Origin of the sequence: Pseudomonas sp. CFBP 8770, assembly GCF_014841705.1 — a bacterium.
In the GTDB taxonomy this organism is placed as follows: domain Bacteria; phylum Pseudomonadota; class Gammaproteobacteria; order Pseudomonadales; family Pseudomonadaceae; genus Aquipseudomonas.
Window position 1 is genome coordinate 37,605 of sequence record NZ_JACYUL010000011.1, and the last position, 24,444, is coordinate 62,048.

Below are 24,444 nucleotides of genomic sequence, written 5' to 3' on the forward strand. Positions count from 1 at the left end.
ATAGTCACCTGAACGAAATTTCATTTTCTGGAGGTGTGTCATGGACGGTGTGATCATGTTGACCATCATAACCGCGACCCTGGGTTCGTTCGGTTACGTCATGTACCTGATCCATAAAGAGAGCAAGGAAAACAAATAGGCCGCCGAGTCTGACTCGGCGGCCTGGTCACACTCGCTCGCGAGCGTCTACTTGATGAAGTTGTCGACCAGCATGTGCGCCACATCGTCGGCGCGACCGCTGAGCATGGCCTTGGCCGAATACAGGGCCATGTTGGACACCTGCGAGAACTCGATCTTCGGTGGCATCACCAGTTCTTCGGGATTGACCTTTACATCCAGCAGCGCCGGGCCAGGATGGTTCAGGAAGCGCTGCACCGCCGCTTCGAGGCTGGCGCCATCGGACACCTGCTCACCGTAGAAGCCCATGACTTCAGCCAATTTGGCGAAGTCCGGGTTGTGCAGGTCGGTGAAGTTATCCAGCAAGCCTTCAACCTTCTGTTCGATCTGGACGAAGTTCAGTGAACTGTTGTTGAACACTACCACCTTGATCGGCAGCTTTTCCTGAACGGCTGTGAGCAGATCACCCAGCAGCATGGCCAAGCCACCGTCGCCCGACAGCGAAATGACCTGGCGTTGCGGGTAGGCTTTCTGCAGGCCCAGTGCCTGGGGCATGGCATTGGCCATGGTGCCGTGGCGCAGGCTGGTGAGCGTACGGCGCTGACCGTTGGTGTTGATGTGACGCAGCACCCAGACCATGGGTGAGCCACCGTCGGCGGTGAACAGCGCGTCTTCGCTGGCGTGTTTGTCCAACAGGTGGGTCAGGTACTGCGGGTGAATCAGATGCCCGTCGGTATGGCGCTGGTCATGGGCCAGGGTCTTCAAGGTTTTCTGCCGCACCTTCAAGCAGTCTTCCAGAAAGCTGTGTTCGCTACGCTCGGCCAGCAGTGGCAACAACGCCTGCAAGGTCGGCAAGACGTCGCCCACCACCCCCAGTTCGATCGGGTGGCGACGACCCAAGTGAGCGCCTTTGCGGTCGACCTGAACGATCCGTGCATTCTGCGGATAGAACTGGCCCCAGGCGAAGTCGGCGCCCAGCAGCAGCAGGGTGTCGCACTCCATCATCGCGTGGTAGCCGGATTCGACCCCGAACACGCCGGTCATGCCCATGTTGTATGGGTTGTCGTATTCGACGAAGTCCTTGGCCCGTGAGGTGTGGGCAATGGGCGCCTTGAGTCGGTGAGCCAGCTCGATCAGCTCGTCGTGGGCACCTTCACAGCCGACCCCGGCGTAGATTGCGATCTTCTTGCCTTCGGCAAGAATGGCGGCGATCCCAGCCAGTTCGTCGGGGCTGGGTTGCAGTACCGGACGAGGCTGGTGAACGCTGAACGGGCGGTCATTCTTGACCTCCGCAGCACTGATGTCCGATGGCAGGATGATCACCGCCACTCCCCCTTCGTTCAAGGCGGTTTGCGCGGCCAGGGTAGTCACTCGGCGCGCCTGCTCCGGCGTGTACACCTGTTCGCAGAACACCGTGCAACTGCCGTAGATGGCCTTGAAGTCCACTTCCTGCGGAAAGTCCATGCCCAGCTCGCTGGTCACGATCTGGCTGGCAATCAGCACCATGGGCGCCTTGTTGCGCTGGGCTTCGAAGATACCGTTGATGAAATGCAGGCCACCGGGGCCGCAGGAACCGGCGCAGGCCGTCAGTCGACCGCTGATGAACGACTCGGCGCCCGCGGCGAATGCCGCAGCTTCTTCATGGCGCACGTGGACCCATTCGATCTCGCTGCGCTTGATCGCATCGGTGACGTGGTTGAGCGTGTCGCCGACGATGCCGTAACAGTTGCGAACCCCGGCCTGCTGCAGGGTCTGGATCACGATGTCGGCTACTTTCTTGCTGGCCATGAAGGCCTCCTGGTCAGAGAGTCATGCTGCTTAGGCTTGAGCTCGCGCAGGGAGTTCAGCCCGGCTGGTGCCGCCGAGCCGCAACCACATGACCGGTCGACGACGTTGCCCGGCGCGCAGGATCATGCTTTATTGGCGGCCTTTTTCAGTGTTCAAGGCCATTGCCATGTCTGCTCGCAAGTTGCTCAGCACCGCCCTGCTCGTTCTCGTATCGCCCCTGGCCATGGCACACGCCCATCTGACCCACCCTGTGCCCGCCGCGGATACCACCGTCGTTGCCCCGGCGCAATTGAGCCTGGGTTTTTCCGAAGCCATTGAACTGGGTTTCAGCCAGGTGAGCGTGACTGCGGCGGACGGCGACGCGGTAGCCATGCAGCCCTTGGCCAGTGCTGCGGACGATGGCAAGACCCTTGTGATCAAACCTGCGGCGCCCCTGGCAGCGGGTCAGTACACGGTGCACTGGCAGGTCGTGTCGGTGGATACCCACAAAAGTGCGGGTGAATACAGCTTCACCGTGAGTCCGTGACCATGAGTGTATTGATCGCTCTGCGTTTCCTGCATTTCACCAGCCTGATGCTGGTGTTCGGTGCGTGCATGTTTCGCCCGTTGCTGCTCGTGCACCCCAGCCAGATGGGCCGTTTGCGCAACCTGATCGACCCTTTGGTGTGCCTGCTGGCTGCACTGGCCCTGATCAGCGGCGTGGCCTGGCTGTTCGCCGTGGCTTATGAGCTGGGCGGCTCGCTGGACATGGCGCTGGTTCGACGGGTGCTGGCGGAAACCTTCTTCGGCAAGGTCTGGACGCTGCATCTGTTTGCCTGCGTGGCGGTCCTGGTGTGTCTGCGCCTTCCCCATCCGAAACTGCAAGTAGTGGCCAGGCCCTTGAGTGCACTGGCGCTGGCAACGCTCGCGCCGGTAGGTCACGCCGCCATGCTCGAAGGCGCCGCTGGCACCTGGCTGGTGATCAATCAACTGATCCACCTGCTGTGCGTCGGTGCCTGGCTGGGCGGGTTGATGTTGCTGATGTTCGTACTGGCTCGACCCGGCGACCAGGACTTGCGTGTGGTGCTCGGTCGCTTCAGTGGCGTGGGGTGTGTGATGGTGGCCGGGATGCTGATAACCGGACTCATCAACACTCGGGCGCTGACCGGGGCCTTCCTCCCGCTGCCCGGCCAGTCCGGGTTCGCCACAGTACTGGCGATCAAGCTGGCGCTGGTGCTGGCCATGCTCGGCCTGGCCCTGTGGCACCGGCGTCAATTGGCCCGAGGCCCGCTGGACATCCAATCGTTCAAGCGTACCGTCACGCTCGAATGGGCGTGCGGGCTGGGCGCCGTGGCTGCAGTGGCCCTGCTCGGCACCCTGGCGCCTACGCCGCTGACTTGAGCCATCCCTGGCGCAGATAAAAAAGGGTCGTGCTCCCCTGCAAGAGCACGACCCTCAAGATCTTTCCGGCTTCAAACTTGACAAGACACCACGGTATAAGACGTGAATGCGTAATCAGTATGCGACGTGTTTGTTACAGTTTGGCGATGGAAACCTCGGTGGATTTCACGAAGGCGATGACTTCGCTGCCGATCTGCAATTCCAGCTCGTGCACCGAGCGCGTGGTGATCACCGAGGTGACGATACCGGCGGGAGTCTGCACGTCGATTTCAGACACCACCGGCCCTTCGATGATTTCCTTGACGGTGCCTTTGAACTGGTTGCGTACGTTGATCGCTTTGATGGTCATGCAGTCATCCTCGTTAGACATTCGGTCGCACCGCAGTGCGTGAGGTAGAGATTGCACCCGCAATCGAATATTTAAAAAGAATAAATAATGCTTTTTATATGCCTCAAGGGAATAAGAAATATTGCCCCTGACGTGCGTACCTATTGCGGGTCGGTGAAGCGCAGCGCCTGCCGTATGCCCATGACCTCGGCTTCCAGTTGCGGATAGCCCACGGCAGAACCTGCATAGCTGAACCCGTAGGCCATGCCGGGCTGCACGGCTGCAACCAGGGTCTGGGTGATGGCGAGGGTTCCGTTGCGGGTGACCTTGCAGGTGGTCTGCGCAGCTGGCAGGTTGCCCAGCTGGGTCGCTTTGACCTTGGTGCACACGCTCTGGTAGCCGGAGCGGGAAAAGTTGATCTGGATCGCCTTGCGCATCTCCAGCAACACCGCCTCCAGGTTGACCGCGTGGTCCTGGGCCAGCGCGCCACGGGTCATCTCGACGATCATCAACGGATCACCATTGGCATCGGTCTTGGTGGCACGCTGGCGGCTACCGCTGGGCTGGCCCTGCGCATCGGCCGAGTCGGGCAGGATCTGCACATCCCAGTCGGCAGGCCAGACGATCAGGCTGTCGTCGGCCCACGCCGATGTGCCGATCAGCCAGCACAGCAGCAGGCAATGGGCGTGGCGCAGGTAGGGCATGGGGCTTCCTCCACAGCAAAAGGGCCATTAGTCTCGCAGACCCATGGCCACAGCACTACGCTAATATCCGCTGCGATCAGCGGCAATCCAGGGAGCAGGCAGCAATGACGCAACGGATTTTCAGCGGCGCCGGGCAAAGCAAGAACCTGCTGTACCTTGCCTCGGCCAACGGGCGCTTGCGCAACACCGACCAGTCAAGCCTGCGCGTGGGTTTCGTGCTGCTGGAGCATTTTTCCCTGGCCGCCTTCACCGCCAGCCTGGACACCTTGGTCACTGCCAATCTGATCAGCCCGGCGGCCTACGCGATTCGCTCCTATGGGCTGGCGCCCGGCCAGGTGATCAGTGATCTGGGCATACTGCTGCAGCCGGACGCGCCACTGATGCCAGGCATGCACGACGAAGTGGATCTGTTGATCATCTGTGGCGGCTTCCGCACGCCGCTGCGCCCTTCCCTGCTGCTCAGTCGAATACTGGCGGACTGCGCCCGTCGCGGCATTGCCCTGGGTGGGTTGTGGAACGGCGCCTGGTTTCTGGGTCAGGCAGGCCTGCTCGATGGCTATCGCTGCGCAGTGCATCCGGAGAACCGCGCTTCGCTGGCAGAACTCAGCCCGCAGATCACCGTCACCCCCGCCAGCCAGGTCATCGACCGCGACCGCGCCACTGCCGCCAGCCCCAACGGCGGCTTCGGCATGATGATGGAAATGATTCGCCAGCAGCGCGGTGACACCTTGGCCAGTGGCGTGGAACACATTCTTGCCTTCGAAGGGCTGCGCTTCAAGCGCACCGCTGGCCAGGCAAGCGGCAAGCTCAGTCAGCCGCTGCGCAACATCATCGACCTGATGGAGAGCAATCTGGAGGAACCGCTGTCGCTGGACCAACTGGCCGAGTTCGTCGGCCGCTCGCGGCGCCAGATCGACCGGCTGTTCCAGGATCAGCTCGGCACCTCGCCGCACCGCTACTACATGGAATTGCGGGTGACCGAAGCACGCCGTCTGCTGCAGCATTCGACGCTGTCGATCATGGACGTGGCAATTGCCTGTGGTTTCGTCTCGGTGAGCCATTTCAGCAAGTGCTACAGCGGCTATTTTGGCCACTCGCCCTCGCGTGAAACCCGCTTGGCAGAGTGATCGGCTGCGGATGACGGGGAACCGTGCCGAGCTTTGCCGGTCGACTCCAGTTCATGCCTCAAGCGAGCACCCGACCCATGGAATACGCTCTTCCCGATTCCTTGCTGGCCCGCGTGCCGATGCCCTGGCTCAGTACGCTGATCGCCGCCGCGCTGGCCGTATGCGTCATTCTGCTGATCCGCTGGATCGGCCTGATCATTCTGCGACGCGTTTCCAAGTCCTTTGTGCTGGCGCAGCAACTGGTCGCCCGCGCCGAGCAGCCGACCCTATGGCTGATGCCGTTGATGGCCCTGCAGGCGGTGTGGACCTCGGCGCCCGACGACCTGCTGATGATCAATACCGTGCGCCACCTCAACGGCATGCTGGTCACCGCCTGCCTGACCTGGCTCGGCCTGCGCTGTGTCAAGGCCGTGGCTACCACCATGACCATCAAGCATCCGCTGGACATCGAGGACAACCTCGCTGCCCGGCGCATCCAGACCCAGGTGCGGGTGCTGGTGCAGTGCCTCAACGTGCTGGTGCTGATTTTCGGTATCGCCCTGATCCTGATGACGTTTCCAGCGGTGCGCCAGATCGGCACCAGCCTGCTGGCGTCCGCAGGTCTTGCGGGACTGGCTGCCGGCTTTGCTGCCAAACCGGTGCTGGGCAACCTGATCGCTGGCCTGCAGATCGCCATTTCGCAGCCGATCCGCATCGACGACGTGGTCATCGTCGAGGGTGAATGGGGGCGTATCGAAGAGATCACCGGCACCTACGTGGTGGTGAAGATCTGGGACGAGCGGCGCATGGTCGTGCCTCTGCAGTACTTCATCGAGAAGCCGTTCCAGAACTGGACCCGCAGTACGTCCAGCATCATCGGCTCGGTGTTTCTCTGGGTCGACTACTCGGTGCCGCTGGAAGCGCTGCGCGCCGAGACCAAGCGTCTGTGCGAGGAAATTCCGCACCTGTGGGACGGCCGCGTGGTGGTCCTGCAGGTCACCGATACCAGCGACAAGGCGATGCAGTTGCGCATCCTGCTCAGCTCGCTGGATTCGTCGCGCAACTGGGATGCGCGCTGCCATGTGCGCGAGCGGCTGATCACCTTCGTCAACAACCGCTACCCCGAGTGCCTGCCGCAGCTGCGCGCCGAAATGTCGACGCGCACGCTGCACCCGGCCAACGAAGAAGGGCCGGCCGACGTCGCCCGCCAGCCGCCGGTTTGATTCTCAGCGCCGCGGCGCGCCCTTGGCGGCAGCCTTCTCGTCCTGGCGATCGGATTCGAACAGCCGGGCCAGCTCGGCGCGCGCTTCCTGGGCGGTCTGCATGACCTTGGCTTCATCGTCGTAGATCGCATGCTGGGCTTGCAGCACCTGTTCATCGTGGCGCTTGAAGCGGTTGATGCGTGCGTCGGCCTGGGACTGGCTCAGGCCCAGGCCGACCAGCGTTCGGCGGGTGATTTCCAGGCTTGAATAGTAGGTTTCGCGAACCGCCTGTGCGCCATGGTCGACCAGCCGGTGCACGTGCTGGCGGTTGCGCGCGCGGGCGATGATCTTCACGTGCGGGTACAGGCGGTTGACCAGTTCGGCGGTCTTGATATTGATTTCCGGATCGTCGGTGGCGATGACGAAATACTCGGCCTGCTCGACCTTGGCTGCGCGCAGGATCTCCGGCCGCAGCGGGTCGCCATAGAACACCGGCAGGTGGCCGAAGCTGCGCGAGAACTCGATGGACTCCACCGAGGTGTCCAACGCCACGAAGCTGATCTTCTGCGCACGCAGGATCCGCGCAACGATCTGCCCCATCCGGCCCATGCCGGCAATCACCACGCGCGGCGCGTCGCTTTCGATCTCGCGGTAGGCGTCCGGCACTTCCACCGGCGGGGTCTTGACCCGCAGCAAGCGTGCGCACAGCAGCAACAGCAATGGCGTGAGCGCCATCGACAGGGTGATGGTCAGCAGCAAGGTGTCGTACAGGCGCGCGTCGAACAGACCCTGCTCGCGGCCTATCTTGAACACCACGAAGGCGAACTCGCCGCCGGCGGCCAGCACGATACCCAGGCGTACGGCGCTGAGCCGGCCCAGGCCGCCGGCCAGACGCCCGATCAACACCAGCAGCGGCAGCTTGATGCCGATCAGCAGGACCGTCAGCCCCAACACCAGCGCCGGGCTTTCGAGCAGCAGGCCCAGATTGGCGCCCATGCCGACACTGATGAAGAACAGCCCCAGCAGCAGCCCCTTGAACGGCTCGATCTGCGACTCCAGCTCGTGCCGGTATTCCGAATCGGCCAGCAGCAAGCCAGCGAGAAAGGCGCCCAGGGCCATGGAGACACCGGCCAGCTCCATCAGCCAGGCGGTGCCGATCACCACCAGCAAGGCTGTGGCGGTGGACACCTCCTGCAGGCCAGTGCGGGCGACGATGCGAAACACCGGACGCAACAGATAGCGCCCGCCGACCACCACCACAGCGATGCTGCCCAAAACCCGCAGGCTGTGATCCAGCGTACTGCCCTCGCCTGCATCGCTGCCACTGCCGGCCAGCAACGGCACCATGGCGATCAGTGGGATCGCGGCAATGTCCTGGAACAGCAGGATGGCGAAGGCCAGGCGGCCGTGGGGAGCGTTGAGTTCCTTGCGTTCGGCCAGGCTTTGCAGGCCGAAGGCAGTGGACGACAAGGCCAGGCCCAGACCCAGCACCACGGCACTGTTCAACGGCTGGCCGAAGCCGAGCAATGCCACCGCGCCGATCACCACTGCGGTCAGCAGCACCTGCGCCAGGCCAACCCCAAACACGGCCTTGCGCATGACCCACAGCCGCTTGGGCGACAGCTCCAGGCCAATGATGAACAGCAGCAGAACTACGCCCAGTTCCGAAATGTGGCTGACGCTCTGTGGATCGCCGACCCAGCCCAGCACTTGCGGGCCAATGACCACCCCGGCGAACAGATAGCCCAGCACCGCGCCCAATTGCAGGCGCTTGGCCAATGGCACGGCAATCACTGCGGCCAGCAGGAACACCACGGCGGCTTGTAGCATGTTGCCTTCTTCGGGCATGGGGAACTCCTTGTCGGATGGGAAAGTGCGGACCGCGGCTGCATTCTACAGGCGCCGGCGCTCGCTGGCATGGGCGCGCATTGACGGCCCTGCGTCGACATGATTTGCTAGGCGCTTCGTTTGGGTGCCCTTCACAGGGTGAAACGGGAAACCGGTGAGTGCCAGCTTCGATTGGATGCTGGTGCAAGTCCGGTGCTGCCCCCGCAACGGTAAGCGAGAGAAGTGTCAGATCCACTGCGCCTGTCATGGGTGTGGGAAGGCGACGCTTTCAAGGCCGGCTCATGCCGCCCCTCGCAAGCCCGGAGACCGGCCCAGACTGTCTGTGATCGACAAACCCGCGGTGGGCGGGCGCTGTTGCGAGCACGGCGCGCCTGCGCCAGGCTTTCTGCGTGCGCGTGCCCGATTGTCGGAACCACATACCGTGGAGCCGCCACCGTCGGGACCACCAGAGGGAGCGCCATGTCCAGCACCGTCTCAACCAGCCCCGAACACGCCCAACCGCATGCCGCCACCCTCGCCCAGCGCATTGCGCTGGCGACCGGCATGTTCCTGCTGGGCTGCTGCCTGGTCGGCTTCGCCGGTTTCTCGCATATCGAAGCCGTGCACAACGCCGCTCACGACACCCGGCACAGCGCCGCCTTTCCGTGCCATTGAGGAATACCGAGATGATCAGGCACATCGTACGCACCGCCGGGTTCAGCGGGCTGCTGGCCGCTCTGTTGGTGACGCTTCTGCAAGCCCTCTGGGTCGCCCCGCTGATCCTTGAGGGCGAAACCTATGAAACACCTGCCGCGCAGCATGAGCACACGGATGCCGCAGGCGCCGCGCACGAACACGCCGAGGCCTGGGAACCAGAAAACGGCTGGCAGCGCGTGCTGTCCACGGCCGGGGGCAATCTGGTAGTGGCCGTCGGCTTCGCCCTGATGCTGGTCGCGCTCTATACGCTGCGGGCACCTGGTCGCAATGCCCAGGGACTGTTGTGGGGGTTGGGTGGATTCACGGTGTTCTGCCTGGCGCCGAACCTGGGCCTGCCGCCGGAACTGCCCGGCACGCAGGCGGCAGACCTGGCATTGCGGCAGACCTGGTGGATCGGCACGGCAGCGTCGACAGCTGCGGGCCTGGCGTTGCTGGTGTTCGGCCGCGGCATGCTGCTCAAGGTGCTGGGCCTGGCCATCGTGCTGGTACCGCACATCATCGGCGCGCCTCAACCCGAACAGCATACGAGCCTGGCGCCCGAAGCGCTGGAACAGCAGTTCGTGATTGCTTCGCTGCTAACCAATGCGGTGTTCTGGCTGGCCCTGGGTTTGATCAGTACCTGGTTGTTTCGCCGAGCCCGTGGCTGAATCCGATGACGGCGCTGTGGGTAGGGTTCGGTTGTCGCCGGGGTTGCAGCGCGCAGGCGCTGCACGAACTGCTGCAACAAACCCTGCTCGAACACCGGCTTGACTGGGCGGATGTGCAGGGGCTGGCCAGCATCGACCTCAAGGCCCACGAGCCAGGGCTGCTGCTGCTGGCCGAACGCCTTGGCTTGCCCTTCGCCACCTACAGCGCGCAGGCGCTGGCGCCCTTTGAGGATCGACTCAGCCATCGTTCCGCGCGCTCATTCGCAGCGACCGGTTGCCAGGGTGTTGCTGAAAGCGCCGCCATGGCCATGGCCGAGCACTGCACGGCGTCTGCGGCGATACTGCGTGTCAAACGGCGGCAAACGGCGATGGCGACCCTGGCCATCGCCAGCATGATGGAGCAGACCGGCTGCGCTGTGCGTTCAACTTGAATATCATTCACCCCTCCGCCTGTCAGGAATCCCCATGACCGTTTATTTCATCGGCGCCGGACCGGGCGATCCGGAGCTGATCACCGTCAAGGGCCAGCGCCTGATCCGGCGTTGCCCGGTAATCATCTACGCCGGATCGCTGGTACCCGACGCAGTGCTCGAAGGGCACACCGCGCACCAGGTGCACAACAGCGCCGAGCTGCACCTGCAACAGATCATCGAGCTGATGCGCCAAGCCCATGACCGCGGCGAAGACGTGGCGCGGGTGCACAGCGGCGATCCCGGCCTGTACGGCGCGATCGGCGAGCAGATTCGCTGCCTGCGCGAGCACGGTATCGACTACCAGATCATTCCTGGCGTGACCGCTACGGCCGCCTGTGCAGCGTTGCTGGGCGTGGAACTGACCCTGCCCGATGTAGCGCAGACGGTGATCCTCACCCGCTATGGCGACAAGTCGCCGATGCCGCTGGGTGAAAGCCTGGGCAGCCTGGCCCGGCACGGCGCAACGTTGGCCATTCACCTGGGGGTGAAAAATCTGGATCGGATCGTCGCCGAACTGCTGCCCAGCTACGGTGCGGATTGTCCGGTTGCCGTGATTCACAAGGCCAGCTGGCCGGATCAGGACTTCGTGCTGGGCACCCTGGCGGACATCCAGCTCAAGGTCGCAGCCAAGGACTTCCGGCGCAGTGCGCTGATTCTCGTGGGGCACGTGCTGCACACGGACAGTTTCGCCGACTCGGCGCTGTACCGTGCGGGCCATGCCCACCTGTACCGTTCTTGAACGCCATGCAAGGCACGGCTGATTCGAGAAAAGTGATCGCTTGCCTGGTCTATCCCGGGGTGATGAGCCTGGATGTGACCGGCCCGATGCAGGTGTTCGCCTCGGCCAACGTCGAGCTGGCCCGCCAGGGCATGGCGCCACACTACCAATTGCAACTGCTGGGGGAGGCAGCCGGCGCCGTGGCGACCTCCGCCGGATTGAAACTGCATGCCGACGCCAGCTGGCTGTCGGTGGACTGCAGCACGCTGGACACGGTGCTGCTGCCCGGCGGCAGCAGCGATGCCGAACAGTGCGCGAACGTCGCCCTGCTCGCCTGGTTGCGCAGCGCCGCGCCCGTGGTGCGACGCTTGGGTTCAGTGTGCTCGGGCGCGTTGATGCTGGCCAGTGCCGGCTTGCTGGACGGCTTGATCGCCACCACCCACTGGGACGATGTCGAAGCCCTGCAGACTTTCGCCAACGTTGAGGTGCAAGGCGATCGGCTGCACACCTACGACCCCTCGGACAAGAACGGGCACAGCCATATTTTCACCTCGGCCGGCGTCACCGCCGGGATCGATTTGGCGCTGGCGTTGATCGAGGCCGACCTGGGCAGACCCCTGGCTCTTGCTGTCGCCCGCCGCCTGGTGCTGTTTCTCAAGCGTTCGGGTGGACAGACGCAATTCAGCCCGCACCTGGCGCGCTGCAACGGACCGACGTCGAGGCTGACCGAGCTGCTGGAATGGATCGCACAGAACCTGAGCGCCGACCTGTCCCTGGAAGCGCTGGCACACAAGGCCAACATGACGCCGCGGACGTTGTACCGGGTTTTCTTCGCCGAGCTGAACATCACGCCGGCGCGGCATATCGAGCGGGTCCGCCTGGAAGCGGCCCGGGCGATGATCCAGGGCGGGCAGTTGTCGTTGCAGAGCGTGGCGCGCCTGTGCGGCTATGGCCATGCGGAAAACCTGCGGCGCAGTTTTCAGAAGGTGCTTGGGGTGAGTCCGCAGGGATACGCACAGCGCTTCGGCCAGTAGCCGCCCGCACCGTGCTGCTGGGGCGCAGCGAACCGGGTGCGGGCCTCTTGCCGTGGCGCGGGAGCAGCTTGCCTAGCTAGTAGTAGGCGTTTTCTTTCTGGGTGTGGTCGGTGACATCACGAACGCCCTTGAGCTCCGGGATGCGCTCGAGCAGGGTGCGCTCGATACCTTCCTTGAGCGTGACATCCGCCTGACCACAACCCTGGCAACCGCCGCCGAACTGCAGCACGGCAATGCCGTCCTCGACCACGTCGATCAGGCTGACCTGCCCGCCGTGGCTGGCCAGGCCGGGGTTGATCTCGGTTTGCAGATAGTAGTTGATGCGCTCGTTGACGGGGCTGTCCCCGTTGACCATCGGCACCTTGGCGTTGGGCGCCTTGATGGTGAGCTGCCCGCCCATGCGGTCGGTGGCGTAGTCGACCACGGCGTCGTCGAGGAAGGCTTCGCTGACGGCGTCGATCCAGGCGGTGAAGCTTTTCAGGCCCAGGGCGGTGTCTTCCGGCTTTTCTTCACCCGGCTTGCAGTAGGCAATGCACGTCTCTGCGTACTGGGTGCCTGGCTGGGTGATGAACACGCGAATGCCGATTCCGGGCGTGTTCTGCTTGCTCAGCAGATCGGCCAGGTAATCGTGCGCAGCGTCGGTAATCGTTATAGCGCTCATAGTGGTTCCTCACAGACTTGCCAGCAGTTTACGCGAATCCGGCGACGCTGACAAAGCCTGACTGTTTTGGTCGGGAATCACCCCGTACGGGCCATCGAGGTCGAATCCAGGCGAGCGTCGGTCCAGTGCTTGACCCGGTGGTACAGACGCTTTTCGATCCACACGTAGCTGGCCCACGACACCAGGGCGATAGTGGGCACGCAGAACGCAAACACCCAGTAGGGGTTCAGATGCCAGTGGACGCTGGCCAGCCAACCAGCGTAGAGCACCAGCACATGCACCAGGTACACCGAATACGAACAATCGCCGAGGGTCTTGAGCAGGCGGCTGCCCCGGAAGTGCGGTTCCATGGCCACGCAGGCCAGGACGATCAAGGCGCTGGGCAAGCCCCAGTGCAGCAGCCGGTCGCTGGAGTCCAGGTGATAGATCAGCAGCGCCGACACGATGATCACGGCCAGGGGTAGCCACAAGCCCTGGGCGATCCAGCCGCGGCGATAGAGCATGCCGATGCCGATGCCAAGCAAGAATTCGTAGATGATGTTGTTCTGATAGAAGCGGCTGACCACCCCATAGCGGCCGAGCACTTCGCTGACCGCGACCAGGGCGGCGGCGATGATCAGCGGGCGGTAACGCTGCGGCACGGTGAACACCAGAGAGAACAGCAGGTAGAAGAACATCTCATAGTTGAGTGTCCAGCCCACGTTCAGCGTCGGGTACAGGCCGTAGCCACCGGGATTTTCCGAAGGAATGAACAGCAGCGACAGGATGAAATGCGGCAGGTCGATCGCCGCGTGGGGCAGCCATTGGCCCAGGCTCACCAGCATCAGCCCCATCAAGGCGGTGTACAGCCAATAGGCCGGGACGATGCGAATGACGCGGTTGAGCAGGAAGCGCCCCGCGGGCATCTGCTTGTCCTGGGTCGACAGGTAGATGACCAACCCACTGATGACGAAAAAGATATCGACGCCCACCGCGCCCCGGTCAGTGAAGAACTGACCGATGGGGCCTGCGGCATGGAAGTCGAAGAATATCTGCATGAAGTGATGGCAGACCACGATCCAGGCGGCCAGGGCCCTTAAAGCTTGAAGCGAAATCAGCATGCGTACCGCCTTTTGAAACGAGAATTCGCGCCCCTTTTCAGGGCATTCCGAGGGGTGGGACTGCAAAAATCTCGAAAAGGTCGCGACACTCGTCAGTGACTGACCGACTTCAACCGTCCTCCAGAGTCTGGTGCAACGGTTGAGGGGCCATGGGACCGGTGCTCTCAACATGAGTGAAATTCATGGCAATCCTTGTGATGATCAAATAGCGCACAGGTTTGCTATCATCCGCCACCTGTCACAGTGTCCGAATTTTCTGAAAGAGTGGTTCCCATGTCCGACCGCAGTGCTCGCCTTCAAGCCCTCCAGCAAGCCCTCAAAGAGCGCATCCTGATTCTCGACGGCGGCATGGGCACGATGATCCAGAGCTACAAGCTCGAGGAAGAGGATTATCGGGGTGAGCGCTTCGCCGATTGGCCCAGCGACGTCAAGGGTAACAACGACCTGTTGCTGCTCAGCCGCCCGGATGTGATCGCCGCCATCGAGAAAGCCTATCTGGACGCGGGCGCCGACATTCTGGAAACCAACACCTTCAATGCCACCCAGGTGTCCCAGGCCGACTACGGCATGGAGTCACTGGTGTACGAGCTCAACGTCGAAGGTGCGCGGGTGGCCCGTCGCGTTGCCGACGCCAAGACCCTGGAAACCCCGGACAAACCGCGTTTCGTCGCCGGCGTGCTGGGCCCGACCAGCCGCACCTGCTCGCTGTCTCCCGACGTCAACAACCCCGGCTACCGCAACGTCACCTTCGACGAGTTGGTGGAAAACTACACCGAAGCCACCAAGGGCCTGATCGAGGGCGGCGCCGACCTGATCCTGATCGAGACCATCTTCGACACGCTCAACGCTAAGGCAGCCATCTTCGCCGTGCAGGGTGTGTACGAGGAACTGGGCTTCGAATTGCCGATCATGATTTCCGGGACCATCACCGATGCGTCCGGCCGCACCCTTTCCGGGCAGACCACCGAGGCCTTCTGGAACTCGGTGAGCCATGCCAGACCGATCTCGGTGGGCCTGAACTGCGCGCTGGGTGCCAGCGAGCTGCGTCCCTACCTGGAAGAGCTGTCGAACAAGGCCGGGACCTACGTTTCGGCGCACCCCAACGCCGGCTTGCCGAACGCCTTCGGTGAATACGACGAGCTGCCTTCGGAAACCGCGAAGATCATCGAAGAGTTTGCCCAGAGCGGCTTTCTCAACATCGTCGGCGGCTGCTGCGGCACCACCCCGGGGCATATCGAAGCCATCGCCAAGGCGGTGGCCGGCTATGCGCCGCGGGCGATCCCGGACATTCCCAAAGCCTGCCGCCTGTCGGGTCTGGAGCCGTTCACCATCGACCGCCAGTCGTTGTTCGTCAACGTCGGCGAGCGCACCAACATCACCGGTTCGGCGCGCTTCGCCCGACTGATCCGCGAGGACAACTACACCGAAGCCCTGGAAGTCGCCCTGCAGCAGGTGGAAGCCGGCGCGCAGGTGATCGACATCAACATGGACGAGGGCATGCTCGACTCGCAGAAGGCGATGGTCACCTTCCTCAACCTGATCGCTGGCGAGCCGGACATCTCGCGGGTGCCGATCATGATCGACTCCTCCAAGTGGGAAGTGATCGAAGCCGGGCTCAAATGCATCCAGGGCAAAGGCATCGTCAACTCGATCAGCATGAAGGAAGGCGTGGATGCCTTCATTCACCACGCCAAGCTGTGCAAGCGCTACGGCGCGGCGGTGGTGGTCATGGCCTTCGACGAGGCTGGCCAGGCCGACACCGAGGCGCGCAAGAAGGAAATCTGCAAGCGCTCCTACGACATTCTGGTCGACCAGGTCGGCTTCCCCCCGGAAGACATCATCTTCGACCCGAACATCTTTGCCGTGGCTACCGGCATCGAAGAACACAACAACTATGCGGTCGACTTCATCAATGCCTGCGCCTACATCCGCGACGAGCTGCCCCATGCATTGACCAGCGGCGGTGTGTCCAACGTGTCGTTCTCGTTCCGTGGCAACAATCCGGTACGCGAGGCGATCCACTCGGTGTTCCTGCTGCATGCCATCCGCAACGGCCTGACCATGGGTATCGTCAACGCCGGCCAGCTGGAGATCTATGACCAGATTCCGGCCGAGCTGCGTGACCGTGTCGAGGACGTGGTGCTCAACCGCACCCCGGAAGGCACCGATGCCCTGCTGGCCATCGCCGACAAGTTCAAGGGCGACGGCAGCGTCAAGGAAGCCGAGACCGAAGAATGGCGCGGCTGGCCGGTCAACCAGCGTCTGGAACATGCGCTGGTCAAGGGCATCACCACGCACATCGTCGAAGACACCGAGGAATCGCGGCAGTCGTTCAAGCGCCCGATCGAGGTCATCGAAGGCCCATTGATGTCGGGCATGAACATCGTTGGCGACCTGTTCGGCTCGGGCAAGATGTTCCTGCCCCAGGTGGTCAAGTCGGCGCGCGTGATGAAGCAGGCCGTGGCTCACTTGATTCCGTTCATCGAGCTGGAAAAAGGCGACAAGCCCGAAGCCAAGGGCAAGATCCTGATGGCGACAGTGAAAGGCGACGTCCACGATATCGGCAAGAACATCGTTGGCGTGGTGCTGGGCTGCAACGGCTACGACATCGTCGACCTGGGCGTGATGGTGCCCGCCGACAAGATCCTGCAGGTCGCCCGCGAGCAGAAGTGCGACATCATCGGCCTGTCTGGCCTGATCACGCCTTCGCTCGACGAGATGGTTCACGTCGCGCGGGAAATGCAGCGCCAGGGCTTCCACCTGCCGCTGATGATCGGCGGTGCCACCACCTCCAAGGCGCACACGGCGGTGAAGATCGAGCCCAAGTACAGCAATGACGCGGTCATCTATGTCACCGACGCCTCGCGGGCGGTGGGGGTTGCCACACAGTTGCTGTCCAAGGAACTCAAGCCGGCGTTCGTCGAGAAGACTCGCCTGGAATACATCGAGGTTCGCGAGCGTACGGCCAACCGCAGTGCCCGCACCGAGCGCTTGAGCTATGCCAACGCCATCGCGGCCAAGGCCACCTTCGACTGGAGTACCTACCACCCCGTGCAGCCGACCTTTACCGGCGCCAGGGTGCTGGATGACATCGACCTGAACGTACTGGCCGAGTACATCGACTGGACACCGTTCTTCATATCCTGGGACCTGGCCGGCAAGTACCCGCGCATTCTCACCGACGAGGTCGTGGGCGAAGCGGCCACTGCGTTGTTCGAGGACGCAAAGGTGATGCTGCGCAAGCTGATCGACGAGAAACTCATCCGCGCCCGCGCAGTGTTCGGTTTCTGGCCCGCCAACCAGGTGGATCATGACGATATCGAAGTGTATGGCGATGATGGCCAACCGCTCGCGCGCCTGCACCACCTGCGCCAACAGACCATCAAGACCGATGGCAAACCGAATTTCTCCCTGGCCGACTTCGTCGCACCCAAGGACAGTGGCGTGACCGACTACGTGGGCGGCTTCATCACCACCGCTGGCATCGGCGCCGAGGAAGTCGCCAAGGCCTATCAGGACAACGGCGACGACTACAACTCGATCATGGTCAAAGCCTTGGCCGACCGCCTGGCCGAGGCCTGCGCCGAGTGGTTGCACCAGCAGGTGCGCAAGGAGCATTGGGGCTACGACCCCGAAGAGACACTGGACAACGAGGCGTTGATCAAGGAGCAGTACAAAGGCATCCGCCCTGCCCCTGGCTACCCTGCGTGCCCGGACCATACCGAGAAAGGCACGCTGTTCGATTTGCTCGATCAGAACGGCCAGAGCGGCGTGACATTGACCGAGCACTACGCGATGTTCCCCGCGGCTGCGGTCAGCGGCTGGTACTTCGCCCACCCACAGGCGCAGTACTTTGCCGTGGGCAAGGTGGATCGCGATCAGGTGCAGGCCTACACCGAACGCAAGCAACAGGAGCTCGCAGTCAGCGAACGCTGGCTGGCGCCGAACCTGGGTTATGACAACTAACGCAGATTCCGTGGCGGGTACGGGTTCAGCCGCGACTGAACCAGTACATCGCCGTCGCCACGATAACAACGATCATGAAGCCTATGGCCCAGGCATCGACATGGCTGTCGCTTTTGCGAATCTTCACGGAATTGCTCATCAGCTTCGTCTCTTGTGATTTTTGTAGGACGCTGGTTCCAGTAAAGCCCAACGATGGCCTCTTCACAAGTAGGGTCAGTGCCTCACCAGGCGCAACCGAACACCCTCTTGAGTTCTTCGACGGCTGCCTGGCTCAAAGGCGCAGGTCGTGGCTCGGTCATCAGCCACAGCCGTGCGGTTTCCTCCAGTTCTTCCAGTGCATGGCTGGCCTTTGACACCGAGCTTTCCCAGACAACCGGTCCCAGCCGTTCCAGCATGACCCCCCTCACCTGATCGGCCAGTGCGGCAACTTGCGTCGCCACGTCGGGCGAGCCTGGACGCTGGTACTGGATCAATGGGATGCGGCCCACTTTCATGACCTGATAAGGCGTGAGCGGCGGCAAGATGTCCTGCGCGCTCCACACCCCAGCCAAAGTGAGGGCCACCAGATGAGTGGAGTGGGTGTGGACCACGCCGTTGACTCCTGGGTTTCGGTCGTAAACTTGCCGGTGCAGGGCCAGGGTCTTGGAAGGTTTGTCACCGCTGACCCATTCACCCGCCGTGGTGACCTTGGCAATGGCGTGGGGCTGCAGCCTTCCGAGACAGGCATCGGTAGGGGTGATCAGCCAACCGTCGTCAAGGCGTGCACTGATGTTGCCGGCGCTGCCGACGGTATAACCACGCCGGAACAGGCTCAGGCCGACTTCACAGATTTCTTCGCGCAGGTCGTTTTCATTTCTCACGAAAAATCTCCCGCCAGGCAAGCCAGCGCCTTGGCAAAAAAGTCCACGCTGCCAAAATTGCCCGACTTGAGCGTTAGCGCAAGCGCATTGGAGCCGCCAAAGGCTACGGTAGCCGGCACGCCAGGATCAATCTGCCGGCCGATACGCAAGCCTTTGACGCGCAACGCCTGCACCACCGAACCGGAAGTTTCCCCGCCCGCGATGACGAAGCGGCGCCAGCCCTTGCCTTGCAGTTGTGTCGCGACCTCGCCCAGCGCCGCCTCGATCATGGCGCCTGCGTGTTCGGCACCCAGCTCCCGTTGCACGGCAGCCACTCGCTCGGGGCTGCTGGTGGCGTAGATCAGCACCGCTTGGTCACGGTCGGCGAACGCTACAGCCTGGGCTACGACCGGTTCGCCTCGTGCGATTGCAAGTGGGTCGATGCGAAACGCCGGGCGACCTGCTTCCAGCCAGGCAGCGACCTGCGCGTTGGTAGCCTTGGAGGTACTGCCTGCCAACACCACGGCACGGCCTTCGATGACCGGCATGGCGGATGCGTCGCCTGTGCGCAACAGGCCCTGGCGGCGGAAGTTCTCCGGCAGGCCCTGAGCGACGCCCGAGCCGCCGGTGATCAACGCCAGCCCGGCGCAGGCACGCCCCAGCGTCTGTAGATCGTCGTCACTCACGGCATCGGCAATGGCCACGCGCACGCCTTCGGCTCGCAGTTCGTCCATACGCATGGCCACCGCAGAGGCGCCCTGCCCGACCACGTCGTAGCGCAGCAGACCCACCGCACCGGTGGTTTGCTCATCCAGCACACGGACCAGGTTGGCATCTTTCATCGGTGTGAGCGGGTGATGCTGCATGCCGCATTCACTGAGCAGGCTGTCCTGAACGAACAGATGACCACGGAACAAGGTGCGGCCGGTCTCCGGGAACGCCGGACAGGCGATGGTGAAATCGCTGCCGAGGGCTTCCAGGAGTGCCTCGGTGACCGGACCAATGTTGCCCTCTGCGGTCGAATCGAACGTCGAGCAGTATTTGAAGAAGACCTGTTGGCAGCCACGCTCGCGCAGCCACGCCAGCGCCTGCAACGATTCGGCTACGGCGCTGGCCGCCGACGTGGTACGGGATTTTAGAGCAATGACGATGGCATCCGCCTCGGCGAATTCCGACAGATCACTGTCTGGAACGCCAATCGATTGCACCGTGCGCATGCCGCCGCGCACCAGGATGTTGGCGAGATCGGTAGCGCCGGTGAAGTCGTCTGCAATGCAGCCGAGCAGCGGGCGATGGACAGCGGTCATGAGTGGCATCTCCTGCACAGGTCACCGTGGCGGGCACGGCGCATGTTAATTATTGGTTCATCTGAGCGATTCAATGACCCAATACTACAAGCGAACGCAACATTAGTGTTAATCCATGTTAAATAAATTGACCTTAATGTGAAAACCGCACTATCGTGCTGTCACTCGGGAGCTACGAATCCATAACAAATATTGTTCATCCGGTGGTCGCTGCCGATTTTCCCTTCACCGAGGACGAACCATGAATTTCGAATTGCTGTTCGCTGCACAAGCCGACCAGGCCGTACGTTACGCCCTCACCGGCGCCAAGGGTGGTTTCTCGCGCACCTTGCTGGCCCAGACCCAGCTGATGCCCAACCTGGTCCCTGCCATTCTGTGCGACCTGGACGTGCCCGGCCTGCATGGGTTGTGCGTCGAACTAGGCTTTGCCGCAGAACAGCTATACATCTGCAAGGATGCCGCTGCGGTTGCCAGTGCACCGGCCGATGCCATTGTGCTGGTCGCCGACGTCGCCCTCCTGCAGGCAGCCCACTACGACATTCTGGTGGAAGCCACCGGCAACCCTGCAATTGGCTATCAGGTCGCCCGGCGCGCCATCGAGGACGGTCGTCACGTCGCCATGGTCAGCAAGGAAGTGGACTCGGTTGCGGGTATCGCCCTGTCCCGCCTTGCCGCACAACACGATGTGGTCTACACCACCGCCGACGGCGATCAGCCGGCCAACCTGATCGGCTGGGTCAGCTGGGCGCGTGTGCTCAAGCTGGACATCGTCGCGGCGGGCAAGTCCAGTGAATACGATCTGGTGTTCAACCCCGAGGACGGCAGCATCACCCAGCTTGATGCCACCATTTCCGCGCCAGCCATGGGCGAATTGCTGCGCCTGGGCGATGACATTCCAGCCACCCTTGCAGCGCGCCGCGCCGCCTTGAATGGCCTGAAGACGTCCGCCACCGCCGACTATTGCGAAATGTCGGTGGTGGCTACAAACACCGGCCTGGTGCCGGACGTGGAACTGCTGCACTACCCGATTGCTCGTACCAGCGAACTGGCCGACATCTACGCCTTGCGTGAAGACGGTGGTGTGCTGGGTCGCAGCGGCGTGATCGAGGTGTTCAACGTGCTGCGTCTACCCGACGAGGCGAGCTTTGCCGGGGGTGTGTTCGTGATCATCCGCACCCACGACAAACCGACCTGGGAATTGCTCGCGCAGAAAGGCCACGTGGTCAGCCGTAACGGACGCTACGCCTGCCTGTACCTGCCCTACCACTTCATGGGTGTGGAGACCCCGATCACCCTGCTCAACGCCGTGCTGCACAAACGTGCGTCGGGCACCGACAAACCGAGCCAGTCAACCATTCTGGCCGGGCGCGCCACGATTGATATCGCTGCAGGCACCGTGCTGAAAATGGGTGGCCACCACCACGACGTCACCGGTGTGCAGGCCGTGCTGATCGGGCGTTCGGATGTCCCCGACGATATCGCTCCGTTGTACCTGGCAGCCCACGCCACCGCCGCGCGGGACATCAAAGCTGGCGAGTTGCTGCTGATGAGTGACATCGGGCAGTACAACGATGAACTGCACCGCGCCTGGCAGACCGGCCTGCAATCGGCCTGATCGCACAGCGGCTTTCAGCCGATACCGGTGCCCGACACGGGCACCGACGTCCACTTCACAGGTTCCATAAAAACATGAATAGCGAACTGCTGATTTTCGCGATGGCCGCCGGCGCCATCGTGGTGTTGATCCTGCTCATCACCAAGCTCAAGCTCAACCCGTTCCTGGCCCTGACCCTCACCGCGATCGGCCTTGGCCTGCTCAGTGGTGCGGGCGCCGGCGAGACCATCGACAGCTTCGCCAAGGGCTTCGGCTCGGCGCTGGCCAAGACCGGCCCGGTGATCGGCCTGGGTACGCTGCTAGGCGGTATCCTGCTGGGCTCCGGCGGCGCCGACCGCATCGCCAACGCCTTCATCGGCCAGCGTCCGGTGCAGTACGCGCCCTGGGCGATCTGCGCCGCCGCGTTGCTGATCGGCATGCCGCACCTGTTCGACGTCAGCTTCATCATGCTGGCCCCGCTGGTTTATACGGTGGCAAAGCGCACCAATAGCCATCTGCTTTACATAGGTCTGCCCCTGGCCGCCGGCCTGTACGTGTCCCACGGCCTGCTGCCGCCGCACCCGGCCCCGACGCTGGCGGTCGCAGCGTTCCATGCCAATACCGGACTGACCATCTTTTATGGCCTACTGATCGCCGTGCCCACGGCGATCATCTGCGGCCCGATCTTTACCCGCCTGATCAGCCCCTGGTTCGGCCCGGCGCCCGACCTCAGCGCAGGCCCAGTGGGCGCGCGGGAAGTCAGCCCGGATCAAAACCAGGTGTCGCTGCTGTCATCGATCATCGCCGTGCTGCTGCCGCCCGGCCTGATGCTGGTCGGCACCCTGGGCTTGGCCTTCAGCGTCAAGGGCTCGATGGCCTACGGGGTATTCAACGCCCTGAACAACCCGATCCTGTCGTTGTTGATCGCGGTCATCTTTGCCTTCTTCGCCTTGGGCCTGCGCGCCGGGTTCAACCTGGGCCAGGTGCAGAAGATGGCCAGCCAAGGCCTGGCACCGCTGGGCGCGATCGTGATGATTCTGGGCGCTGGCGGTGGCTTCAAGGAAATGCTCACTACCATTCACCTGGATGCACTGATCACTCACCATGCTTCTGGCTGGGCGGTCAATCCGCTGATTTTAAGCTGGGGCATTGCGGCGTTACTGCGCATCTGCGTCGGTTCTGCGACAGTCGCCACCGTCGCTGCCACCGGGATCGTCGCGCCCCTGGCACTGGCCTATCCGGGCCTGTCACCGGAGCTGTTGGTACTGGCCACCGCCTCGGGTGCCGTGATGCTCTCCCACGTCAATGACTCGGGTTTCTGGCTGTTCAAGGAGTACTTCCAACTCAGTGTGGCTCAGACCTTCCGCACCTGGACCCTGATGTTGTGCCTGCAATCGGTGATCGGTTTGATCGGCGTTCTATTGATCGAGGCGGTGATTCGCTAAGATGGCCGCCTGACCATCTGCCTGCACGCCACGGAGCCTGAATGCCCACCGACGAGGACCTCGCCATCACTGGCGCCGCACCGATGATTCCGGACCAGCGCCGGGAACAGATCCTGCGCCAGTTGCGCAAGCACCAAGTACTCAGCGTGCACCAACTGACGGAAATGTTCGATTGCTCGCACATGACCGTGCGCCGCGATATCAGTGTGTTGGAGCAGGAAGGCCGCGCCTACTCGGTGCCCGGTGGCGTGCGCATTGCCAGCCAGTTGCACAGCGAACCCAGCCATCAGTCCAAGGCGGTCGCCGAGCAGCCGCAGAAACAGGCGATGGCAAGGCTCGCCGCAGGTTTGTTACACGATGACATGACGGTGTATCTGGATGCTGGCACCAGCACACTGGAGGTTGTTCCGCATATCGCGGCCCTCTCGGGCATGACCGTGGTGACCAACGACTTCGGCATCGTTCATGCTCTGGCCGAAGCGCTGCATGTGGACGTGATTCATACCGGCGGACTGCTCGACCATCCCAACCGCTCGTGCGTAGGTAGTTTGGCAGTGGCCACATTGCGCCAGCTGGCGACCGATATTGCATTCATGTCCACCAGTTCCTGGGACCTGCAACGGGGCATCACCACGCCTTCGGCGCTCAAGGTCGAGGTCAAGCAGGTGGCGATGCAGTCGGCGTCTCAGCGGGTGCTCATCACCAGCAGTTCCAAATACGGTACGTTCGGGATGTACAAGATCGCCGGGCTCGAGCAGTTCGATGTGGTCATCAGCGACAGCGAGTTGACCGACGTGGCCGCCGAGGCGATCCGCAAGCTGGGCGTGGAAGTACTGTTGGCCCAAGAGTGACGATACTGGTAGATGGAACTCCACTGCCTGATAGCGGCCACAACTGCACACAATTCCTGCGGGAAGTACCGGCCATGAACGACACCTTCGATCTGAACCGTTTCATCGACGCACAACGGGTGGTGTACTCCGACGTCCTCGAAGAGCTGCGCAGCGGCCGCAAGCGCACTCACTGGATGTGGTTCATCTTTCCCCAACTGGCCGGCCTGGGTCGGAGCGAAACAGCGCGTTTCTACGCGATCAGCGGCGCCGCCGAAGCAGTGGCCTATCTTCACGATCCGTTACTGGGCGCCCGGCTTCTGGAGTGCACACGGACCGTGCTCGAGCATTCGGGCAAGAGCGTGACAGCCATGTTCGGCAGTCCGGACGACATGAAACTGCGCTCGTGCATGACCTTGTTCGCCAGCGTCGCACCGGAGCAGGTGTGCTTCCAGCAGGTGCTGGACCGATTTTTCGACGGTGAGAAGGATGAGAAAACCGTTGCGTTGCTGGAACAGCCCCTGTAGCGGCGGCGCAAGCCGCGTCATGGCCAATGCGGTGTGCCTGACGCAACGCGGCGAATCCGGACGCGGCTTGCGCCGCCGCTACAGGGATTCGTGCAGGCTGCGCCATCTNCTGCGGCACCGGCGAGGCGGTTTGG

22 protein-coding genes and 1 riboswitch are annotated in these 24,444 nt (G+C 62.8%); of the genes, 14 read left to right on the forward strand and 8 right to left on the reverse strand.

Going from position 1 to position 24,444, the window contains the following annotated elements; translation table 11 throughout:
* Nucleotides 1–186: 186 nt before the first annotated feature.
* On the reverse strand, nucleotides 187–1,905 hold the full coding sequence (locus tag IFT98_RS20145) for a thiamine pyrophosphate-dependent enzyme (RefSeq protein ID WP_122478091.1): 1,719 nt from the start codon (nucleotides 1,903–1,905) through the stop codon (nucleotides 187–189).
* 166 nt (nucleotides 1,906–2,071) lie between these two features.
* Here IFT98_RS20145 and copC point away from each other — a divergent pair, with 166 nt between their 5' ends.
* Nucleotides 2,072–2,431 carry a copper homeostasis periplasmic binding protein CopC gene (gene copC, locus IFT98_RS20150; protein WP_192047054.1) on the forward strand — a complete coding sequence of 120 codons (360 nt, stop codon included), beginning with the start codon at nucleotides 2,072–2,074 and terminating at the stop codon, nucleotides 2,429–2,431.
* Nucleotides 2,432–2,433: 2 nt separating this feature from the next.
* Nucleotides 2,434–3,285: a copper homeostasis membrane protein CopD gene (copD, locus tag IFT98_RS20155; RefSeq protein WP_192047055.1), complete on the forward strand. Its 852-nt coding sequence runs from the start codon at nucleotides 2,434–2,436 to the stop codon at nucleotides 3,283–3,285.
* Between the two features lie 133 nt (nucleotides 3,286–3,418).
* Here copD and IFT98_RS20160 read toward each other — a convergent pair whose 3' ends face one another.
* Nucleotides 3,419–3,634, reverse strand: a complete 216-nt coding sequence (locus tag IFT98_RS20160; protein WP_043189662.1) for a TOBE domain-containing protein — start codon at nucleotides 3,632–3,634, stop codon at nucleotides 3,419–3,421.
* A gap of 140 nt (nucleotides 3,635–3,774) precedes the next feature.
* Nucleotides 3,775–4,317, reverse strand: a complete 543-nt coding sequence (locus IFT98_RS20165) for a DUF4946 domain-containing protein (RefSeq protein ID WP_192047056.1) — start codon at nucleotides 4,315–4,317, stop codon at nucleotides 3,775–3,777.
* 104 nt (nucleotides 4,318–4,421) lie between these two features.
* On the opposite strand from IFT98_RS20165, the gene IFT98_RS20170 reads away from it, so the two are divergent.
* Complete coding sequence (locus IFT98_RS20170) at nucleotides 4,422–5,444, forward strand: GlxA family transcriptional regulator (protein WP_192047057.1); 1,023 nt, start codon at nucleotides 4,422–4,424, stop codon at nucleotides 5,442–5,444.
* 77 nt (nucleotides 5,445–5,521) lie between these two features.
* Nucleotides 5,522–6,646 carry a mechanosensitive ion channel family protein gene (locus IFT98_RS20175; RefSeq protein WP_192047058.1) on the forward strand — a complete coding sequence of 375 codons (1,125 nt, stop codon included), beginning with the start codon at nucleotides 5,522–5,524 and terminating at the stop codon, nucleotides 6,644–6,646.
* Between the two features lie 3 nt (nucleotides 6,647–6,649).
* Here the strand turns inward: IFT98_RS20175 and IFT98_RS20180 are convergent, their stop codons facing one another.
* Complete coding sequence (locus IFT98_RS20180; protein WP_192047059.1) at nucleotides 6,650–8,473, reverse strand: monovalent cation:proton antiporter-2 (CPA2) family protein; 1,824 nt, start codon at nucleotides 8,471–8,473, stop codon at nucleotides 6,650–6,652.
* Nucleotides 8,474–8,578: 105 nt separating this feature from the next.
* Nucleotides 8,579–8,802, forward strand: a riboswitch (cobalamin riboswitch).
* Between the two features lie 130 nt (nucleotides 8,803–8,932).
* On the opposite strand from IFT98_RS20180, the gene IFT98_RS20185 reads away from it, so the two are divergent.
* Genes IFT98_RS20185 through IFT98_RS20205 form a run of 5 tightly spaced genes read left to right on the forward strand, consistent with a single transcriptional unit; the run spans nucleotide 8,933 to nucleotide 12,041 of the window.
* Nucleotides 8,933–9,127 carry a CbtB domain-containing protein gene (locus tag IFT98_RS20185; protein WP_192047060.1) on the forward strand — a complete coding sequence of 65 codons (195 nt, stop codon included), beginning with the start codon at nucleotides 8,933–8,935 and terminating at the stop codon, nucleotides 9,125–9,127.
* A gap of 11 nt (nucleotides 9,128–9,138) precedes the next feature.
* Nucleotides 9,139–9,816 (forward strand): CbtA family protein, encoded by a 678-nt coding sequence (locus IFT98_RS20190; protein ID WP_192047061.1) that lies wholly within the window; start codon nucleotides 9,139–9,141, stop codon nucleotides 9,814–9,816.
* A 5-nt stretch (nucleotides 9,817–9,821) separates the two neighbouring features.
* Nucleotides 9,822–10,247 carry a cobalamin biosynthesis protein gene (locus tag IFT98_RS20195; RefSeq protein WP_192047062.1) on the forward strand — a complete coding sequence of 142 codons (426 nt, stop codon included), beginning with the start codon at nucleotides 9,822–9,824 and terminating at the stop codon, nucleotides 10,245–10,247.
* Nucleotides 10,248–10,281: 34 nt separating this feature from the next.
* On the forward strand, nucleotides 10,282–11,028 hold the full coding sequence (gene cobM / locus IFT98_RS20200) for a precorrin-4 C(11)-methyltransferase (protein WP_192047063.1): 747 nt from the start codon (nucleotides 10,282–10,284) through the stop codon (nucleotides 11,026–11,028).
* A gap of 5 nt (nucleotides 11,029–11,033) precedes the next feature.
* A complete protein-coding gene (locus IFT98_RS20205) occupies nucleotides 11,034–12,041 on the forward strand; it encodes a GlxA family transcriptional regulator (RefSeq protein ID WP_192047539.1) in 1,008 nt (335 codons plus the stop codon).
* A 76-nt stretch (nucleotides 12,042–12,117) separates the two neighbouring features.
* Here the strand turns inward: IFT98_RS20205 and nfuA are convergent, their stop codons facing one another.
* Both nfuA and IFT98_RS20215 read right to left on the reverse strand, forming a co-directional pair.
* Nucleotides 12,118–12,702, reverse strand: a complete 585-nt coding sequence (nfuA, locus tag IFT98_RS20210; protein ID WP_122715364.1) for a Fe-S biogenesis protein NfuA — start codon at nucleotides 12,700–12,702, stop codon at nucleotides 12,118–12,120.
* A 77-nt stretch (nucleotides 12,703–12,779) separates the two neighbouring features.
* Nucleotides 12,780–13,802, reverse strand: coding sequence for an acyltransferase family protein (locus tag IFT98_RS20215; RefSeq protein ID WP_192047064.1), 1,023 nt, complete (start codon nucleotides 13,800–13,802; stop codon nucleotides 12,780–12,782).
* A 273-nt stretch (nucleotides 13,803–14,075) separates the two neighbouring features.
* Here IFT98_RS20215 and metH point away from each other — a divergent pair, with 273 nt between their 5' ends.
* Entirely contained in the window at nucleotides 14,076–17,768 is a 3,693-nt protein-coding gene (gene metH / locus IFT98_RS20220) for a methionine synthase (RefSeq protein WP_192047065.1), read from the forward strand.
* A 221-nt stretch (nucleotides 17,769–17,989) separates the two neighbouring features.
* Here the strand turns inward: metH and otnC are convergent, their stop codons facing one another.
* On the reverse strand, nucleotides 17,990–18,628 hold the full coding sequence (gene otnC, locus IFT98_RS20225) for a 3-oxo-tetronate 4-phosphate decarboxylase (protein ID WP_192047066.1): 639 nt from the start codon (nucleotides 18,626–18,628) through the stop codon (nucleotides 17,990–17,992).
* Entirely contained in the window at nucleotides 18,625–19,914 is a 1,290-nt protein-coding gene (otnK, locus tag IFT98_RS20230; RefSeq protein WP_192047067.1) for a 3-oxo-tetronate kinase, read from the reverse strand. Before otnK ends, otnC begins: the two co-directional genes overlap by 4 nt.
* 241 nt (nucleotides 19,915–20,155) lie before the next feature.
* Here otnK and IFT98_RS20235 point away from each other — a divergent pair, with 241 nt between their 5' ends.
* From IFT98_RS20235 to IFT98_RS20250, 4 genes are all read left to right on the forward strand, one after another.
* Nucleotides 20,156–21,529: a homoserine dehydrogenase gene (locus IFT98_RS20235; protein WP_192047068.1), complete on the forward strand. Its 1,374-nt coding sequence runs from the start codon at nucleotides 20,156–20,158 to the stop codon at nucleotides 21,527–21,529.
* A gap of 74 nt (nucleotides 21,530–21,603) precedes the next feature.
* Nucleotides 21,604–22,953 (forward strand): GntT/GntP/DsdX family permease, encoded by a 1,350-nt coding sequence (locus IFT98_RS20240; protein WP_185793349.1) that lies wholly within the window; start codon nucleotides 21,604–21,606, stop codon nucleotides 22,951–22,953.
* Between the two features lie 41 nt (nucleotides 22,954–22,994).
* Nucleotides 22,995–23,804, forward strand: coding sequence for a DeoR/GlpR family DNA-binding transcription regulator (locus IFT98_RS20245; protein WP_192047069.1), 810 nt, complete (start codon nucleotides 22,995–22,997; stop codon nucleotides 23,802–23,804).
* A 74-nt stretch (nucleotides 23,805–23,878) separates the two neighbouring features.
* The gene (locus IFT98_RS20250; protein ID WP_192047070.1) at nucleotides 23,879–24,310 is read left to right on the forward strand and encodes a DUF1810 domain-containing protein; all 432 of its coding nucleotides are present in this window, start codon (nucleotides 23,879–23,881) and stop codon (nucleotides 24,308–24,310) included.
* Nucleotides 24,311–24,444: the final 134 nt, after the last annotated feature.